This window comes from Citrobacter sp., assembly GCF_050252275.1.
Classification (GTDB): domain Bacteria; phylum Pseudomonadota; class Gammaproteobacteria; order Enterobacterales; family Enterobacteriaceae; genus Citrobacter_A; species Citrobacter_A amalonaticus.
The window spans coordinates 1-15951 of sequence record NZ_JBFWLF010000075.1 but is presented as its reverse complement, the minus strand read 5'-3'; the positions used below and the strand labels follow the sequence as shown (position 1 = coordinate 15951).

Below are 15951 nucleotides of genomic sequence, written 5' to 3'. Positions count from 1 at the left end.
CGGTCAAAGACGGGTTCACCCAGGCCTGCCGGCACACCGCTGGCGACCACGGTTACTTTCGCTCCAATGGAATCGCCCTCTTTTTTCAGCGCGCGCATCAGCTCGTCCAGCGCTTCAATTTTATCAGGGTCAGGACAGAAGAACGGGTTTTGCTCGACCTGCGACCAGTCTTTAATTGCCAGCGGAATGTCGCCCATCTGGGTCAAACAGCCCTGAATGGTTACGCCAAATTTTTCAGCGAGATATTTTTTAGCAATGGCACCTGCCGCCACGCGCATCGCGGTTTCTCGCGCGGAAGAACGCCCGCCGCCACGATAATCGCGCAGGCCATATTTCTGTTCGTAAGTGTAGTCTGCGTGTCCCGGACGAAACACGTCCTTAATAGCGCTGTAGTCCTGCGAGCGCTGATCGGTGTTTTCAATCAGCAGACCTATGCTGGTCCCCGTCGTTACGCCTTCAAACACGCCGGAGAGGATTTTCACCTGATCCGGTTCGCGACGCTGCGTCGTGTAACGCGACGTGCCAGGGCGACGTCTGTCGAGATCGTGCTGCAGGTCAGCTTCTGTCAGCGGAATGCCTGGCGGCACACCGTCGACGATACAACCGAGCGCCAGCCCGTGCGATTCGCCGAAGGTGGTTACACGAAAGAGTTGTCCAATTGTATTTCCTGCCATTGCGGTCTCGTTGTTGTCGTTGTGGTTTAATCTTTATAGAGGCTGAAGTGCTCGCGGGCAGCAATCAACTCGGCTTTGGTCAGCATAAAGACGCCATCGCCGCCATTGTCAAATTCCAGCCAGGTGAACGGCACATCCGGATATTGTTCCATCAGATGTACCATGCTGTTACCGACTTCACAAATCAGAATGCCGTTATCAGACAGGTAATCCGGCGCGTTGCCCAGAATGCGGCGAGTGAGTTTCAGGCCGTCAGTGCCGGACGCCAGACCCAGCTCCGGCTCATGACGATATTCATTAGGCAGATCGGACATATCTTCCGCATCAACGTACGGCGGGTTGGTTACGATCAGATCGTACTGGACTTTCGGCAGGTCACGGAACAGATCGGAACGAATCGGCGTGACATTATGGATCAGACCGTGCTCTTCAATGTTGTGTTCGGTCACGGCCAGCGCGTCAGCCGAGATATCTACCGCATCCACTTCCGCTTCCGGGAAGGCATAGGCGCAGGCAATCGCAATACAGCCGCTACCGGTACACATATCAAGGATAAGCTGAGGCGACTCCCTGACCAGCCCCGCAAAGCGGTTGTTGATCAACTCACCAATTGGAGAACGCGGCACCAGCACGCGCTCATCAACATAAAACTCATGGCCGCAGAACCAGGCTTTGTTGGTCAGATAGGCCACCGGAATACGTTCGTTCACACGGCGGATTACGCGCTCAACAATACGGTGGCGTTCGCTGGAGGTCAGGCGCGCGGTACGCATATCTTCTGGAATATCCAGCGGCAGATACAGCGATGGCAACACCAGTTGCACGGCTTCATCCCACGGGTTATCGGTACCGTGACCGTACCAGATGTTCGCCGCGCTAAAACGGCTGACCGCCCAGCGCAACATGTCCTGAATGGTATGCAGATCACTCACTGCTTCATCAACGAAAATTTTATCCACCTGTTCCTCCAGGGCATGCTCGCATTAATTTCGGCGGCTAGTTTGCCATGAAGACGGCGATAAATCAGCAATCACGCAGGGGTTGCGGGTGAAAATTGCGTTTTGAGCATTCGCATCCGCATCGAGTCGGGTAAACTAACGGACAATAAAAAAAGATGAGATCGCAGAATGAAAAAGAAAACATCGCTGAGCGAGGAGGACCAGGCGCTGTTCCGGCAGCTGATGACCGGCACCCGTCAGATTAAACAGGACACTATTGTTCATCGCCCGCTGCGTAAAAAGATCACCGAGGTGCCGGTTAAGCGGCTGCTTTCGGAGCAGGCCGATGCCAGCCATTATTTCTCTGATGAGTTTCAGCCGCTGCTGAATACGGAAGGCCCGATCAAATATGTCCGTCCTGACGTGAGCCATTTCGAGCTGAAGAAAATGCGCCGTGGCGATTACTCTCCGGAGCTGTTTCTCGATTTACACGGTCTGACACAGCTTCAGGCAAAGCAGGAACTGGGCGCGCTGATTGCCGCCTGCCGCCGGGAACATGTGTTTTGCGCCTGCGTGATGCACGGTCACGGCAAACATGTGCTGAAACAACAGACGCCGCTGTGGCTGGCGCAGCATCCGCACGTCATGGCCTTCCATCAGGCACCGAAAGAGTACGGCGGCGATGCCGCGCTGCTGGTGTTAATCGAAGTGGAAGAGTGGGCGCCGCCGGAACTGCCCTGAGCACAGAAACAACAAGAGCCGCATCAGCGGCTCTTTAGCGTAGTGACAAACATGATTCCGGTCCCCCGACAAGCAGAGAGCACCTCATTAAAAAACCAGGAAAATCAATTTATTGATTTTCGGCTGATAACCACAAAGAAGAAAAACCACGTTTTTTCTTCTTTGTCAGCAGTCTGAAGAGCCGCATCAGCGGCTCTTTACAGAAAATACAGCGGTTAAATCGCTTTCGCCATTTTGAGGTTGCACGGGCTCATCTGCCAGTTGAACACCCCTTTTCCGCTTTCATCCAGCGTCACACTGGCAATCGCGGAGGTGGTAAACATCGGCGGCGTTTCGCCAGGACACAGCTCGGACACCAGGTAACCCACTAACGGAAGGTGTGAGATTACCAGCGCGGTGGCTACGCCTTCATTGGCCAGAGCCTGCAAATAGGCGCTGACCAGACCGACATCGCCGCAGGGAGTCAACTCCGGCAAAACATCCACGTCGCCAGGCAGGTTCATGCATCCCCCTACCACATCCAACGTTTGTTCGGCTCGCAGGAACGGGCTCACCAGAACACGTTCGATATCCACTTTTTGACCTTTCAGCCAGTTCGCCATAAGGCGTGATTCGTCACAACCGCAGGGGGTTAAGGGACGAACCGAATCACTGGCGGCATCGAGGGCCGCGTCGCCGTGACGCATGATAAAAACTTGCATATTGCACCGCTTTTGTTAACCAGAATCACACGCACCCCAGCCAAAACCCCTCAGGGTTGCTGTAATGCAGTGGCCGGCATTGTGCCTTATCCGTTCACTGAATGAAACGCTGTGTTTTACCTCAATGGCGTAAGTATAGTCAATCTGTGTTTACAATTTAACCAACTCACAGCCATTCAGTGCGGATATACCTTACATTTGACCTTGTTCTTTCAGGTCAGTTGCATCTGCTTTCCAGAAACTTTCACCCCGCTCCGCCATCTGTAACAACGTATCGCACGGCGTGAACCGCGGACCATACAGCGAAGCCAGACGTTGCAATACCGCAACCACTTCACCCGCCCCGAGAGAATCCATATAACGGAACGGGCCACCGAGAAACGGAGGAAAACCAATACCAAACACCGCGCCAATGTCACCATCGCGCGCGCTACGGATCACCTGCTCATCGAAGCAGCGTGCCGCCTCATTGAGCATTAACATGACGCAGCGTTCCGCAATCTGCGAAGCGGAGAGCCGGCTCTGCCCCTGAGCGCCTATAAGCGTATAAATTGTAGGGTCGACCTGTTTTTTGCTTTTACGCCCTTTCGCCCCATAAAGATAGAAACCCCGACCATTTTTTCTACCTTTGCGATCGTCATTCAAAATTGATGAAACAACATTTGCAGGGGCGCTAAAACGCTCGCCATAAGCGGCTTCCAGTATCGGTATAATTTTAGTGCCTGTGTCGATTCCGACTTCATCCAAAAGTTGGATTGGCCCAACCGGAAAACCAAACTTTACCAGTGCGCTGTCGATCTGCTCGACACGCTCACCTTCGGTCAGCAGGCGAATCGCTTCATTGATATACGGCGCAAGAATGCGGTTTACGTAGAACCCAGCCTTATCACGCACCACAATTGGCGTTTTGCCCTGTTTTTTCGCCAGCTTAACCGTAGTGGCGATGGTTTGCCCCGACGTCATAGCATGCGGAATCACCTCCACCAGCGGCATTTTTTCTACCGGGCTAAAGAAGTGCAGACCAATCACCTGCTCAGGCCTGGCCGCTTTGGCCGCAATATCGCTAATCGGTAAAGATGACGTGTTGGAGGCAAAAATGGTGTGGGATGCGCAATTCTGCTCAACTTCCGCCACCATCTGTTGTTTTAACGACAGATCTTCAAATACCGCTTCAATCACCAGGTCGCGATGGGAAAAGCCGCGATAGTCGATCGAACCCGATATTAGCGCCAGCTGTTTGTCACGTTCACTGGCTTTGATATGCCGACGACGTACCTTCGTTTCAAGCTGATCCCAGCTGTATTTCAGCGCGTGATTGATTCCTTTGGTATTAATGTCTTTGATGCGAACTGGTAAGCCACCTTTACAGGCTGTGACGTACGCAATACCGCCTCCCATCAGTCCACCACCTAAAACGCCGACGCTGTTAAGCGGCCCTGGCGGCACCTCGCTGCCCGGATCCTTTTTCACGTCCGTACTGGCAAAAAAGATATTGCGTAACGCCTGCGATTGCGGCGTCATCGCCAACTCGCCAAACGCGCGCGCCTCCGCGTCATAGCCGCTGCTACTCCCCTGTGCCAGTCCGTTTTCAATCACCTGTAAAATACGTTCTGTCGCCGGGTAATTTCCCTGGGTTTTCTGTTCTGTTTTCTTGCTAACCATGCGGAACAGCAACGCCCGTCCGAGCGGGCCCGCCAGAATACGTTCACGAACCGGTAAAGCGCGGTGAACGGGACGATCTTTTTTCGCCCATTCCACGGCAGCATCCAGCAGGATCGTCTGCGGGACTACCTCATCCACCAGCCCCGCTTTCAGCGCCTGCTTCGCGCGAAGTTGCTTACCAGTGAGGATCATATCCAGCGCCGTACTAACACCCACCCGTCGGGGTAGCCGTTGGGTACCGCCCGACCCCGGCAGCAGCCCGAGTTGCACTTCCGGTAAACCGAGTACGGTTTTTGCATCGTCCGTGCAAACGCGAGTATGACAGGCCAGCGCCAGTTCAAGTCCGCCACCCAGGCAAGCGCCGTGAATGGCGGCCACCACCGGGATCGGCAGCGCGTTAATCTCGGCCATCAGTTGCTGCCCCTGTCGCGCCAGCGTTTCTGCTTCATGGGCGCTTTTGCAGCGGCCAATCATATTGATATCCGCCCCGGCAATAAAATTGTCCGCTTTTGCAGAAATAATGACGACGCCGCGAATCGCCTTGTTCTCGCGAATCTGTTTAAGAATGATGCGTACCTGCGAGGCAAACTCCGCCTTGAGGGTATTCATCTTTTCTCCGGGGACATCAACAGAGATGACCGCGACGTTGTCCAGACGCACGTTAAGCGTAAAAGCCGATGTCATTTCCATTATTCCGCCTCCAGAACCATTGCCGCACCCAGCCCACCCGCTGCGCAGGCGGTGACCAGGCCAAAGCCGCCACCACGACGACGTAATTCGTGCAGCGTTTGCGTGATCATCCTCGCGCCCGTCGCGGCAAATGGATGTCCAAAGGCAATTGAACCGCCAAGTACGTTAAATTTGCTGTCATCCACTTCGCCAGTGGCATGGCTTCGACCGAGCACCTCGCGGGCAAAACGCTCACTGCCAAGTAACTGGAGATTGGCAAGCGTCTGCGCGGCAAAGGCTTCGTGCATATCGAAAAGCGTCAGATCGGCCATTGTGATGCCCGCACGTTCCAGCGCCAGCGGCGTAGACCAGGCCGGACCCAGCAGCATATCCTGCCAGACATCGATCGCGGTAAACGCGTAGCTGCGCAGATAGCCGAGCGGAACCAGCCCCAACTCTTTCGCTCGAGATTCCGTCATCAGGATGACTGCCGCCGCGCCATCGGTCAGCGGAGTGCTGTTTGCCGCCGTAACGCTGCCATGTTTGCGGTCAAATGCCGGACGCAGTCTGGCGTAATCTGCCAGCGTGGAGTTGCCGCGAATATTGTTATCTTCAGACAGGGGCTCTTTAAAAGGCGGCGTGTAAGTGATCATTACTTCATCGGCGAGCTTGCCTTCTGCCCACGCCAGGGCGGCCCGCTGGTGAGAACGATGCGCCAGGGCATCCTGTTGTTCACGGGTAATCCCGTAGGTTTTCGCCATCTGCTCGGCGGTATCGCCCATTCGCAGGCCGGTTGAGTATTCCGCCACAGCAGGCGGGACGGGCATCAGATCGCGCAAGCGCAGACGGGAAAAGAGTTTCAGACGCTGCCCCATCGTGCGGGCTTTGTTGACATCGACCAGCACCCGCGCCAGTTTTTTGCTGACGCCAATGGGCAGCACCGAAGATGAATCAGCCCCACCGGCGATACCCGCACGAATGGTGCCGGCCATCAGGCTTTCTGCGACGTTAGCGACTGCCTGAAAACTGGTCGCACAGGCACGACTAACGCTGTAGGCATCGGTATGCACATTCATCCCGGTCCCGAGCACAATTTCACGCGCGATGTTCGGCGCTTCCGGCATCTGTACCACCTGGCCAAAAACCAGTTGTTCAATCACATCAGCAGGGATTTCACTGCGTGCAAGCAGTTCGCCAACCACCATTTTGCCGAGATCGACGGCGGGAATGCCATGATATGCGGTCGCCTGACGGGCAAAAGGCGTACGTAATCCGCTCACGATGGCGATGCGATCGCCCTGACGGGTGACCAGCGGTAATGCCTGACTCATAACACTCCCCTGTAAAAAATAAATAAGTGGTCTGACCTGATCATAGTCTTAACCAATTTTTTACATTTAGCCAAGCGGAGCGCAAAGAAAGTGAGAGCTACGACACAGTGAATAATCACTGCCTGAAACGAAAATGCCCCGGGGAAAACTCACCGGGGCATCAGAAACAACGAGGCGGGATTAACGCAGACCCAGCTGGAAAATCAGGGTTTCGGCTTCGCAGGCGAAGACAAAATCGATATCCAGACGCACGCCGTCAGACTCTTCGGTGAAGGTCGAGGTGATTTTGCACGGTTCAGATTCCACGCTACGGGCTTTTTCGGTCAGCGCCGCCAGCGTCTCTTCAGCTTCTGCGCGGTTAGCGAACACGCGGCTGTATGATGCGGTGCAATCGGAGTTGTCCATGATGGTACCAACATCCATACAGCAGCAAACCGGGGTTTCATCAGCACTGCATTTACTCATTGTAGATTTCCTCTGTATTTCGCACCCAGGGTGCCAGATAAACGATGGGGATATTTTACGCCCCCCACATTCACCTCTCCAGTTGTTAATTGTGCGAAATGCGATAAGTGACCGAAATCACAATTAAAAATGATCTAAAACAAATTTCACCTAAAAGGGTGAGTGCGCAAACCGTCAATTTTGCCAGCTGGATCGCGTTTTTAAGATCACAATTGAAAAAAGTTATAAACATACTTGCAACATTTCAGCTGGTCAGACCTATACTCACGCCACTGGTCTGATTTCTATGTTGTACCACAGACCCTACACTTCGCGCTCCTGTTACACCATGTAACATAGTTTGTATAAAAATAAATCAATTGAGGTTATGGTCATGAGCCAGAAAACCCTGTTAACAAAGTCTGCTCTCGCAGTCGCAGTGGCAATTATCTCCACCCAGGCCTGGTCTGCAGGCTTTCAGTTAAACGAATTTTCTTCCTCTGGCCTCGGCCGGGCCTATTCGGGTGAAGGCGCTATCGCAGACGATGCAGGTAACGTCAGCCGTAACCCAGCGCTGATCACAATGTTCGAACGCCCGACGTTCTCTGCGGGTGCGGTCTATATCGATCCGGACGTCAACATCAGCGGACGCTCACCGTCTGGTCGTAGCCTTGATGCCGATAACATCGCGCCAACGGCATGGGTGCCAAACGCACACTTTGTTGCGCCAATTAACGATCAGTTCGGTTGGGGGGCATCAATTACCTCTAACTACGGTCTGGCAACAGAGTTCAACGATACCTACGCAGGCGGTTCTGTTGGCGGTACCACCGACCTCGAAACCATGAACCTCAACTTAAGCGGCGCCTATCGCTTAGACGATGCCTGGAGCTTCGGTCTTGGTCTGAACGCCGTTTATGCGCGTGCGAAAATCGAACGCTTCGCCGGTGACCTGGGTCAACTGGTCGCCGGTCAGGTGATGAACTCTCCTGCCGGACAAACGCCGCAGGGTCAGCAACTGGCTGCCACCGCAAATGGCATCCCAAGCGATACCAAAATTGCTCATCTGAATGGTAACCAATGGGGCTTCGGCTGGAACGCCGGGATCCTGTATGAACTGGATAAAAACAACCGCTACGCGTTGACCTACCGTTCTGAAGTCAAAATTGACTTTAAAGGTAATTACAGCAGCGATCTGCCTCCGGCGATCAACAACTACAACCTGGGTATCCCGACCGCTACCGGCGGCGCCACTCAGTCAGGTTACCTGACGCTTAACCTGCCAGAAATGTGGGAAGTGTCCGGTTATAACCGCGTAGCGCCGCAGTGGGCTATCCACTACAGCCTGGCCTATACCAGCTGGAGTCAGTTCCAGGAGCTGAAAGCGAAATCCACCAGTGGTGATACGCTGTTCCAGAAACATGAAGGCTTTAAAGACGCTTACCGCATCGCACTGGGTACCACCTACTACTACGATGATAACTGGACGTTCCGTACCGGTATCGCCTTCGATGATAGCCCGGTTCCATCACAAAACCGCTCTATCTCGATTCCGGATCAGGACCGCTTCTGGCTGAGCGCCGGTACCACCTACGCCTTCAATAAAGATGCGTCTGTGGACGTTGGTGTCTCTTATATGCACGGTCAGAGCGTTAAGATTAACGAAGGTCCGTACCAGTTCGAGTCTGAAGGTAAAGCCTGGCTGTTCGGTACCAACTTCAACTACGCATTCTGATTTCTTGCAGATGTAAAAAAGGTGAGCTTTTTAGCTCACCTTTTTATTTGCTCAATCTGGCTTACTCGGAATCGATCTCTTTGAGTTCATCCTGAATCGCCTGCGCGTTCGGGTTTTCCTGAGGCTTGAGCTTGCCGCCATTAGCGATAAAATCATGACGCTGGAAGTAAGCTTCACGAACCATAATATAGGGATCGGAAGACTGACGCAGCAGACCATCGGAATCCAGCAACTGCGCGCGGGTTTCAATCCCTTCAATCGTCCATTTACCAATAGACATCGGCCAGGTCAGCCAGGAGAGCACCGGATATAACGTATCCGCCATATCGCCGCCATCATCACGGATCGTCCAGCTACCATAGAACGGTAACTGCACGTAAGGACCGTAACCTACGCCATAATGACCTAAAGTGCTGCCGAAGCGATGCGGTTCAACACGCTGCAGTTTCGGGTTCGCCATACCGGCGACGTCAATAAAGCCCCCCATCCCCAGGATCGTGTTGAGGAAGAAACGGGTGAAATGCACCATCCCCTGATACGGATCGCCCTGCAGGAAATAGTTCACCATCACCGCCGGCTCTTCCAGGTTACCGGTGAAGTTGCTCAGACCATTACGGGCAGGCTGCGGAACATAATCACGCCAGGCGACGGCCACCGGTCGAACGATATACGGATCCAACACATTAAAGTTGAAGTTGTACATGGTGCGGTTGAACCCTTCAAACGGGTCTGAACGCCCCTGCTGTTCTGTGCCGGAACTCGCACACCCCACCAGCAGTGTGGTTCCCAGCGCAAGCGCCGACAGGCGAAGCTTCATAAATGTCTCCCTGTTAATTATGGCTATCGCTGATTGCCATCCATGACGGAACGCTATCGTATCCGCCTGTAAAGGTGTGAGCGATTGTAACAGTACGTCAAACGATGTCTATATCACCGAACTTGTTGATTTGATCATAGCCTGGTCACACCAGAATCGTCGCGCTTCTATTTTAGCGGGATGAAGAAAAACAAACGTTACCATTTTTGCGTTTTCAGAACATGTCCTGACAGGGGGCAGGCTAAAAACCGCTACGCTTTAACGTGTCAGTGCTTATACCGGAGACGAATGATGGTCGATCATGAAAACGACAAAATAGATAAACATAGCGACGAGCTTGCCGTCGAAAGTGAAGAAAAACAGAATGGGAAGAAGATAGAACTGGATGAGGATCGCCTCCCCTCGCGGGCGATGGCGATTCATGAGCATATTCGTCAGGACGGGGAGAAAGAGCTGGAACGGGACGCGATGGCATTGCTGTGGTCTGCCATCGCCGCCGGGCTTTCGATGGGGGCTTCGCTGCTGGCAAAAGGGATCTTCCACGTTGAACTGGAGGGGGTACCCGGCAGTTTCTTGCTGGAGAATCTCGGCTATACCTTTGGCTTTATCATCGTCATCATGGCTCGCCAGCAGTTGTTCACTGAAAACACCGTCACCGCCGTGCTGCCCGTCATGCAGAATCCGACGCTCAGTAACGCGGGCCTGTTGATGCGACTGTGGGGCATCGTACTGCTGGGGAACGTGCTGGGCACCGGCGTCGCGGCGTGGGCCTTTGAATACATGCCCATTTTCAACGAAGAGACCCGCGATGCGTTCGTGAAGATCGGCATGGACGTGATGAAAAATTCCCCTACGGAGATGTTTGCCAATGCCATTATTTCCGGCTGGCTGATTGCCACCATGGTCTGGATGTTCCCGGCGGCGGGTGCAGCGAAAATTGTGGTGATCATCCTGATGACGTGGCTGATTGCGTTGGGCGATACCACCCACATCGTCGTCGGGTCTGTCGAAATTCTCTATCTGGTATTTAACAGCACGCTGCACTGGAGCGACTTCCTCTGGCCGTTTGCCTTACCCACACTTGCCGGAAACATTTGCGGCGGCACCTTTATCTTTGCCCTGATGAGCCACGCGCAGATCCGCAACGATATGAGCAACGCCCGCAAAGAAGAAGCCAGAATCGCGGCACAAAAAAGAGACAATGCGCAGAAAAAGGAGGAAAATCAGTCCTGAATGGCGACGGTTTGAACAGTCAGGCGGTCACTCTCTTACCGGGGCAAACAAAAACCGGTATACTCGTGCCGCCTCGTCCCCTTAGTTAAATGGATATAACGAGCCCCTCCTAAGGGCTAGTTGCAGGTTCGATTCCTGCAGGGGACACCATCCGGCCCACCGTGGTGAGCCGGAAAACGTCCGGGCGTTAAAGGGTGACCGAATGCGCTTTTTCGCCGGGTTTGAATACTACCTCTCCGAGGCTGATACACGCGACCGGGCAAACATGGCCGCACAGCAGGCAGCCGACGCATTTTTCGATATTGCAGTGCGGGGTCCGCGTCTGTTCGTTCCACTCCATCGCCTGATGACCACCGTCGAAGCAAGAAATGTAGCAACGACCGCAGCCGACGCATTTTTCCTGATTAATATGCGGGTAAACGATATAACTGCGGTCGAGATCTTCTGCCGGAATGATATTGGCATTTGCCAGCCCCACCATCTCATCCAGCGAGTCGAAACCCTGATCGTTAAGATAGTGCGACAAGCCACTGATCATATCTTCAACAATGCGATAACCGTACTGCATGATGCCGGTTGTCACCTGAAGCGTTGCGGCGCCCAGCAGCAAGAACTCGGCAGCATCTTCCCAGGTTTCAATTCCACCGATACCGCTAATCGGAAAATCTTTCAGCTCAGGATGGGTGCGTAGCTGCTGAATGAAGCGCAGGGCAATCGGTTTCACCGCTTTACCTGAATAGCCCGAAATACTGGATTTGCCGTTGACGACTGGCAGACCCAATTTACGATTGAGGTCAATATTGGTAATTGACTTGACGGTGTTGATGGCGGCAATACCATCGGCGCCACCGCGTTTCGCCGCCAGCGCAACCTCGCACATATCGCCGATATTGGGCGTCATTTTAGCGAGCATCGGCAGAGAAGATCCGCGTTTCACCGCCTGGCAATATTTCTCCACCAGTTCAGGACTTTGCCCCACATCGCTCCCCATGGCGTGAGAGGTCATCTGCGGGCAGGAGAAGTTGCATTCAATCATATCCGCGCCAGCCTCTTCGACCAGACGCGCCAGATCCTGCCACTGCTGCTCATTTTCCCCCATGATCGAGGCGATCAGCACCTTATCCGGGTAATCTTGTTTGAGCCGACAAATCGCCGCAAGATTTTCCGCCAGCGGGTGCTCAGCAATCTGCTCCATGTTTTTAAAGCCAATAAACCCGGTGTCTTCTTTAATCAGATGGTCGAAGCGGGGAGAAACTTCGTTGGCGATAAAGAAACCGATGGTTTTAAAAACGATGCCGCCCCAGCCGCTATCGTAGGCTTTAGCGCACATCTCATAGCAATTGCCGACCGGGGAAGAAGAGAGGCAGAACGGATTGGGAAACTTCACGCCGCAGAAGGTAATAGAGAGATCTTTGGTTAGCATGATGACGCCTCCTCTAAATAGTGATGAATGGCTTGAGCGGCTTCTTTCCCGGTTTTAACGGCATACACCACGGTTTTATCTCCCTGGACGATATCGCCAGCGGCGAACAGTCCCGGAACTGCAGTCTGGTAATGTCGAGTGTCTACGGTATTGCGTTGTACCTGAATGCCGGAGAAGGCTTCCAGCCCGGCATGCTGACCGACGGCGAGGATAATTTTTTCTGCGGTCAGAGATAGCTCGCCAGGCAGGCGCACGTGCCTGAAGGTGACCTTATTTCCGTCAACTGCCGTTGGCGTAAAGCCATCAATGATAGAGACGCCCAGCGCCTGGGTGGTGGTGAACTCTTTTTCACTGGCCGGGAACTCCGCAAGCTCTTCACGCGCCACGCAGGTAACCGATTCACAGCCGAGAATTTTGAGCGTACTGGCCACGTCCATGGCGACATCGCCGCCGCCAATCACCAGCGCGCTTTGCGGCACGGATATGCCACCCGCCTTGCCACGCGCGCGTTTTAAAAAGTCGACGGCGATTTCTGCCGTCCCCGCGTCATTAAACAACGGCAGCGACATGCCTTTTGACAGGCCGACCGTCAGCAGGACAGCGCGATATTCAGCTTTGAGCGCCTCCAGCGTGACGGTGTTGCCAATCTCGCAGCCACAGCGGATTGTCACCCCCATTTCCGTAATACGCGCAATTTCAGCGTCCAGCACCGATTGCGGCAGACGGAATTCAGGAATGCCGTGGCGCAACCAACCGCCGGGTTGAGCCGATTTTTCGAACACAGTGACGTCATAGCCCAGATTGCACAACGTGACACTGGCCTGCAACCCGGCTGGGCCCGCCCCCACGATGGCGACGTTGCCCTTATCTTTACGGCCTGGCTGATAAATCTGCATCTGCGTTTGTCGTTCAAAGTCGGTGACAAACCGTTGCAAACGGGCAATATCGATAGGTTTATCAATTCCGGAACGGGAACAGCCGTGCTGGCAGAGTTTTTCCGTGGGACATACCCGGGCGCAGACGGCGCCAAGCGCGTTATTTTCTCTAATGGTTTCGGCCGCGCCCTTAAAGTTACGGAAATAAACAGAGCGGATAAATTTCCCCGGGTCTGTTTCCGCCGGACAGGATCGGCTGCACGGTGCGTCGTGACACAGCAAACAGCGGGAAGCTTCTTTGATAGCCAACAAGGGCGTGAAGCCAGGAATCAGTTCATCAAGGTAGTCTCGTTGCGACATATGCCATTCCTTAATAATAAGTTTACGTAAGGCAAACTGAGTACAAATAGCTACTTATGAGGCTAGGCTTATGACTGAATGGATGTTGTGAAAGCATTCACAGATAACCAGATAAAAAGTATGGAATTGCAGCGACCGCAGGAATAGATAAGATGCGAATAGAAACTATTTTTGTAATAAGAACGCATTAATTGTGTTATGCAAAAAAAGACGGTTGCGAAAAAACGCGCAGCCGTTTGGCACGGCGTCAGTCGTTCCGGGAATGCTGCTGTTTTTATTCGGCGGCATCGCACAGGGGATCGGCGCGTTTATGCAGAAATCTCTTTTCAAATAAATAATGAGTCACCAATCCTTACGTAAATAACGCTTTTTTGTGCAGCAGTAAATTCTGTTATTGTTCCTTGCCAGCGGAATAACGGCGGTGTAATAATTCATAAAAATATGCCACGGAATAAATAACTTATGGATGATATTATTCAACTTGAATCCTATATGCGCCACGCCATTCGTGAAGCAGAAGAAAGTCTGCGTGAAGGGAATAAAGGTTTTGGCGCAGTCATCATCAAGGATGGGGAAATCATTGCCTTTGCGCATGATGGTGAGGAAACAGAATCAGACCCGACATCGCACGCGGAAATTAATGCCATTAAACTCGCCGGGAAAAAGATCGGCAAAGATTTATCCGGTTGTCTTCTTCTCTCAACCAGTGAACCTTGTCCGATGTGTGCCTTCGCCATTGCGTGGTCAGGTATCAAAGAGATAGCCTTTGGATACTCTATTCAGGATGCGCTGGCCCAGGGGCGGCGGCGGATTTTATTCCTCTGTACCGAAGCGTTTGATAAAGCAGGAATGGATATTACCGTACATAAAGGTATTCTTCAGCGAGAATGCGCAACTCTTTATCGCGCGGATGTTCGAAATGAAATCAATAGACTACGTTCGGCGACCGATGACGATCTTAGGGCGCTGAATGCCGATTCCATTGCGCGTCGAACGGCCTGGTTCTGTGAGAATAGCGCGATACTGCGTGCTGAACACAGCAATCTGTTAGAAGCGGCCCATCGCTTGCTGGTAAGTCGATTTCACACCACAGTTGATGAAATGCCTGTGGTGGCGAGAAGTGAAAAACAGATCACGTTCCATTCCATGAATTTCTGTCCAACGCTGGAGGCGTGCAAAATATTACGTCTGGATACACGGCACGTGTGTAAACTCCTGAATGAAGATTCCACAAACAGGCTGGTCAAAAATATTGACCGCAGACTTCGCTTCTCGCGGAATTACGCGAATCTGCGTCCCTATACGCCTTTTTGCGAAGAATTTATCTCACTTGAAGATTGATATTTCAGGAGAAATTGTCCGTAAAATAAAAAGACCTCATCACGGAAACGCGATATCCCTCGCAGGATTGACTCGTTGGACGGTGACGCCCGCTATACTGGCGGGCGTCGTCTGGTTTAGCGTTTCACTCCGATGTGTATTTTTCGGGTTGCGTAGAACGCGTCGTGACTCATCCAAAACTCATGCGTCGTCTCATGAATTTTGCGATTTTTTAGCTCACGCAGCGTAATGCCGCGAATCTTCCCTTCTGCAATCCGTCGCGCGACCTCCCCCGTACTGAGTCGTAACTGCTTTTTCATCACCGACAACAGACTGACCTGAAAGGCGGTCGTTAAGCGGATAGTGACCTTCACCTGTTGATGCCGGGCAAGCGTCATCCGCCACTGTTCGCGAACAGCAAACTCCGGGCTACCGGAAAGCTCAGCATTATTTCGCTTCAAAACCTGGCGATCGTGAGCGAAAAGCAGGATCGCGCTTGCGTCATTGCCAACGATCCGCGCAAAAAGATCGCGGTCAATACGGCTGACAGGGAGTCGAGAGAACAGATTGATATTCCAGGTATAATCGCAATGAAGACACTTATAGATGCTCCAGACATCCAGCAGTTTCTTTTGTGAATTCATTCTGAAAGCCCCGGAAGGGATGAAATCGCGTTTGATATTGCAGGCAGGACAGCGCTTCGCAATGCGCTGATATCCCACGGGACTGACAGTCCATGTGACGTGCATGTTGACCCTTTTTTAACCCATACAAAAACGGATTCGTCCTGGACGAACCATGAATTTTGCTATGCGAAAAATATTTGAAGATATTTTTCAGTTGGTTAAGAAAAGATTTCCAGCACAACAATCCCTTGAGTTATCGATAGGCCAGCAAGACTAACAGACCCCTTGCCTCTCAATACATAAATCAAATCAATATTTGTGACACAACTATCAGGGTTATTTGATCTGGCATCGGATTCTTCTCGAAAAATAACCGTATATTCATTCATCAACCACAGGATA

Annotated in this window: 15 protein-coding genes and 1 tRNA gene; 5 read left to right on the top strand and 11 right to left on the bottom strand. The window is 52.7% G+C overall.

Annotated features, from left to right (window positions below; genetic code table 11):
• Together aroC and prmB are read right to left on the bottom strand one after the other, a co-directional pair.
• The coding region (aroC, locus tag AB7E14_RS08710; protein WP_428169466.1) for a chorismate synthase at window positions 1–674 on the bottom strand (674 nt) is incomplete at its 3' end.
• Window positions 675–700: 26 nt separating this feature from the next.
• On the bottom strand, window positions 701–1633 hold the full coding sequence (gene prmB / locus AB7E14_RS08705) for a 50S ribosomal protein L3 N(5)-glutamine methyltransferase (RefSeq protein WP_316962459.1): 933 nt from the start codon (window positions 1631–1633) through the stop codon (window positions 701–703).
• A 168-nt stretch (window positions 1634–1801) separates the two neighbouring features.
• Between prmB and smrB the strand changes: the two genes are divergently transcribed.
• The gene (gene smrB / locus AB7E14_RS08700) at window positions 1802–2353 is read left to right on the top strand and encodes an endonuclease SmrB (protein WP_044327348.1); all 552 of its coding nucleotides are present in this window, start codon (window positions 1802–1804) and stop codon (window positions 2351–2353) included.
• A 215-nt stretch (window positions 2354–2568) separates the two neighbouring features.
• Here the strand turns inward: smrB and sixA are convergent, their stop codons facing one another.
• The 4 genes from sixA to AB7E14_RS08680 form a co-directional block, all read right to left on the bottom strand.
• Entirely contained in the window at window positions 2569–3054 is a 486-nt protein-coding gene (gene sixA, locus AB7E14_RS08695; protein WP_130098109.1) for a phosphohistidine phosphatase SixA, read from the bottom strand.
• 192 nt (window positions 3055–3246) lie between these two features.
• Window positions 3247–5406 carry a fatty acid oxidation complex subunit alpha FadJ gene (gene fadJ, locus AB7E14_RS08690; RefSeq protein ID WP_428169465.1) on the bottom strand — a complete coding sequence of 720 codons (2160 nt, stop codon included), beginning with the start codon at window positions 5404–5406 and terminating at the stop codon, window positions 3247–3249.
• Complete coding sequence (gene fadI, locus AB7E14_RS08685; protein WP_316962457.1) at window positions 5406–6716, bottom strand: acetyl-CoA C-acyltransferase FadI; 1311 nt, start codon at window positions 6714–6716, stop codon at window positions 5406–5408. The genes fadJ and fadI overlap by 1 nt, the downstream gene beginning before the upstream one ends.
• Window positions 6717–6896: 180 nt before the next feature.
• Window positions 6897–7181: a YfcZ/YiiS family protein gene (locus tag AB7E14_RS08680; protein ID WP_042317736.1), complete on the bottom strand. Its 285-nt coding sequence runs from the start codon at window positions 7179–7181 to the stop codon at window positions 6897–6899.
• A 373-nt stretch (window positions 7182–7554) separates the two neighbouring features.
• Between AB7E14_RS08680 and fadL the strand changes: the two genes are divergently transcribed.
• Entirely contained in the window at window positions 7555–8895 is a 1341-nt protein-coding gene (gene fadL / locus AB7E14_RS08675) for a long-chain fatty acid transporter FadL (RefSeq protein WP_316962456.1), read from the top strand.
• A gap of 61 nt (window positions 8896–8956) precedes the next feature.
• On the opposite strand, the gene mlaA is transcribed toward fadL, so the two are convergent.
• Window positions 8957–9712: a phospholipid-binding lipoprotein MlaA gene (gene mlaA / locus AB7E14_RS08670; RefSeq protein WP_044327351.1), complete on the bottom strand. Its 756-nt coding sequence runs from the start codon at window positions 9710–9712 to the stop codon at window positions 8957–8959.
• Between the two features lie 291 nt (window positions 9713–10003).
• Here mlaA and AB7E14_RS08665 point away from each other — a divergent pair, with 291 nt between their 5' ends.
• Window positions 10004–10945 (top strand): formate/nitrite transporter family protein, encoded by a 942-nt coding sequence (locus AB7E14_RS08665; RefSeq protein ID WP_428169467.1) that lies wholly within the window; start codon window positions 10004–10006, stop codon window positions 10943–10945.
• A 75-nt stretch (window positions 10946–11020) separates the two neighbouring features.
• Window positions 11021–11095, top strand: a tRNA-Arg gene (locus AB7E14_RS08660).
• A 37-nt stretch (window positions 11096–11132) separates the two neighbouring features.
• Here the strand turns inward: AB7E14_RS08660 and preA are convergent.
• Both preA and AB7E14_RS08650 read right to left on the bottom strand, forming a co-directional pair.
• On the bottom strand, window positions 11133–12368 hold the full coding sequence (gene preA / locus AB7E14_RS08655; RefSeq protein WP_316962455.1) for an NAD-dependent dihydropyrimidine dehydrogenase subunit PreA: 1236 nt from the start codon (window positions 12366–12368) through the stop codon (window positions 11133–11135).
• Window positions 12362–13603 (bottom strand): NAD(P)-dependent oxidoreductase, encoded by a 1242-nt coding sequence (locus AB7E14_RS08650; protein WP_316962454.1) that lies wholly within the window; start codon window positions 13601–13603, stop codon window positions 12362–12364. The genes preA and AB7E14_RS08650 overlap by 7 nt, the downstream gene beginning before the upstream one ends.
• 462 nt (window positions 13604–14065) lie before the next feature.
• Between AB7E14_RS08650 and AB7E14_RS08645 the strand changes: the two genes are divergently transcribed.
• Window positions 14066–14944 (top strand): nucleoside deaminase, encoded by an 879-nt coding sequence (locus AB7E14_RS08645; RefSeq protein WP_316962453.1) that lies wholly within the window; start codon window positions 14066–14068, stop codon window positions 14942–14944.
• Window positions 14945–15060: 116 nt separating this feature from the next.
• Here AB7E14_RS08645 and AB7E14_RS08640 read toward each other — a convergent pair whose 3' ends face one another.
• On the bottom strand, window positions 15061–15672 hold the full coding sequence (locus tag AB7E14_RS08640) for a DUF1062 domain-containing protein (RefSeq protein ID WP_316962452.1): 612 nt from the start codon (window positions 15670–15672) through the stop codon (window positions 15061–15063).
• 95 nt (window positions 15673–15767) lie between these two features.
• Window positions 15768–15951 (bottom strand): hypothetical protein (locus AB7E14_RS08635; protein WP_428169464.1); only part of this gene is annotated, 184 nt, incomplete at its 5' end.